This is a genomic window from Anaerotaenia torta (assembly GCF_050433395.1).
Taxonomy (GTDB): domain Bacteria; phylum Bacillota; class Clostridia; order Lachnospirales; family Lachnospiraceae; genus Mobilitalea; species Mobilitalea torta.
In genome coordinates this window covers 1-2,272 of record NZ_JBNPXH010000026.1, presented here as the reverse complement: position 1 = coordinate 2,272, position 2,272 = coordinate 1, and the positions used below count along the sequence as shown (strand labels likewise).

General features: G+C 42.4%; 2 protein-coding genes. Both read left to right on the top strand.

Annotation, left to right across the window (positions count from 1 at the left end; genetic code table 11):
• A partial coding sequence (locus HNQ56_RS23795; RefSeq protein ID WP_429151018.1) for a tyrosine-type recombinase/integrase occupies positions 1–852 on the top strand: 852 nt, incomplete at its 5' end.
• Positions 845–1,996, top strand: coding sequence for an IS91 family transposase (locus HNQ56_RS23790; protein WP_429151017.1), 1,152 nt, complete (start codon positions 845–847; stop codon positions 1,994–1,996). The genes HNQ56_RS23795 and HNQ56_RS23790, both read left to right, overlap by 8 nt.
• Positions 1,997–2,272: the final 276 nt, after the last annotated feature.

Here is a 2,272-nt window from a genome sequence, read left to right as displayed (position 1 = left end):
GAAAAATATTTATCAAAACTTGAAGAAGCAGGAAAAATACGTAACCTTAAAGAACGCTCTGTTTCCTGCTATAAAAACTATGTTTCCTATTTCCTGAACTATCTTGGCAAAGATCCAGAAGATCTGACCTGTCAGGATGTCCGTGATTTTCTGCTTGCTAAAAAAGATGCCGGCGTGAAAGCTACTACGCTCAACCTGTATAACTCTGCAATCCGTTTCTTCTATCGGAATGTACTGCATATACTCTGGAATGATATCACAGTTCCACGCATGATTCTGGATCATAAGCTTCCGACGGTCCTTTCCATCAGCGAAATCAACCAGCTTCTGGATTCAACGGATGATATAAAATATAGAACCATGTTTGCTACCATGTATTCTTCTGGATTACGTGTCTCTGAAGTGATTCATCTTCATTACAATGATATCTCCCGCACGAACATGCAGATTCACGTCAGGGAAACCAAAAGCCGACAGGATCGTTATACGATACTCTCCGAGAAAAACCTGCAGCTTCTCACCGAATACTGGTTCAAGAATGGCCGGCCAACTCATATCCTGTTTCCGAATAAGTTCACCGGTCAGTATCTTACGGTCAATACATTAGAACAGGTTATGCGTCGTTCTGTTTCTGATGCAGGTCTTACCGGAAAAATCTCTCCCCACTGTCTTCGCCACAGTTTTGCTACTCATTTAATGGAGCAGGGTGTGGAACAGCGAAATATCCAGGCATTGCTTGGACATCGTGATCCAAAATCAACTGAGGTCTATCTTCATGTGAGCAATAAATCTCTTATGGGTATCCACAGTCCCTTTGACCAGCTGCACAGGGAGGGTACTTTAAATGAATGAGCCAAATATACAGGATATCTTTTATCGTTTTTATCCTGCCTATCTTGAACAGTATTCCCCTTCTCCTATACAGATAAAAGCTGCCCGTAACATCATGAACTGTAAAACGGGTGCCTATGGTGCAAATATCTGTGTCTGTGAGGACTGCGGTTCCGTTCAGATTCATTATAATTCCTGCCGCAACCGCTGCTGTCCCATGTGCCAGGCGGTTCCAAAGGAAATGTGGACGGACGCACGTCGTGAAGATGTTCTGGATGCTCCTTATTTTCACGTTGTGTTTACCGTTCCGGAAGAACTGAATCCCGTGATTCTGAGCAACCAAAAGCTTCTTTATGATGCGCTATATCATGCAGCATCTGAAACAATAGACGAACTTACTTCTGAACCCAGGAACTTAGGGGCTAAGGTCGGATTCCTTTGTATTCTGCACACGTGGGGCTCCGAAATGAACTATCACCCGCATATCCACACGATTCTTCTTGGCGGTGGCCTGACCTCTAAAAATGAATGGAAGGATAATGGGACAGAATTTTTTCTTCCTATTCAGGCGATATCCAGAGTTTTCAAAGGAAAATATATGCAGACCATCAAGAAGCTATGGAAAGAGAGCCAGCTTGCATTTCACGGAACCGCCGAGAAATATCGCAACCAGTATGCTTTTAAGGAACTTTTGAATTCCTGTTATGAGAAGGACTGGGCGCCTTACTGTAAGAAGACATTCAACGGTGCACAGTCTGTGATTGATTATCTTGGTAAATATACACACCGTATCGCTATCAGCAATCGCCGTATCATTCGGATAGATGAAAATACCGTAACCTTTTCTGTAAAGGACTACCGGAATGACGGACAGTGGAAAGAACTTACACTAACAGGTGTCGAATTTATTCGTCGCTTTTTAATGCATGTGCCACCCAAAAGATTTGTAAGAATCCGTCACTACGGGCTGTTATGTTCCCGCTTGAAGAGCAAGAAACTGACCCTTTGCCGGAACCTGCTTGGCTGTAAAAAATATCTTTCCAGACTTCGAGAGAAAGATATGTCAGAAAAACTGGATATCCTTTATGGAATCAAGGTGTGCGTCTGTAAAATATGCGGTGGTTCTCTTGGTGCTCCACAGCGAAAAGTTCCACTTCGCTGCTAGCATGTGTTATCCATATCTTTTTCAAGCCTCAGTTGCTGAGGTTTTATTATCATGCCATTTATACTGGATATGCCAGATAATATCTTGCAGTTGTTGAAAAATCCAGTATAATGATGGGTAGGAGCAAAAGATTGAAAGACCATAGGTAATAGCTATCTGGACGCTCACTTTGTTCAATTAGGTCAAATCGAAAATGATGTAAACGAAAGGGCAGTTACTGGCAAGCAAAAGCTGCTTTTTCGTTTACACCATCATCGATTCTAACCTAAAGAATTT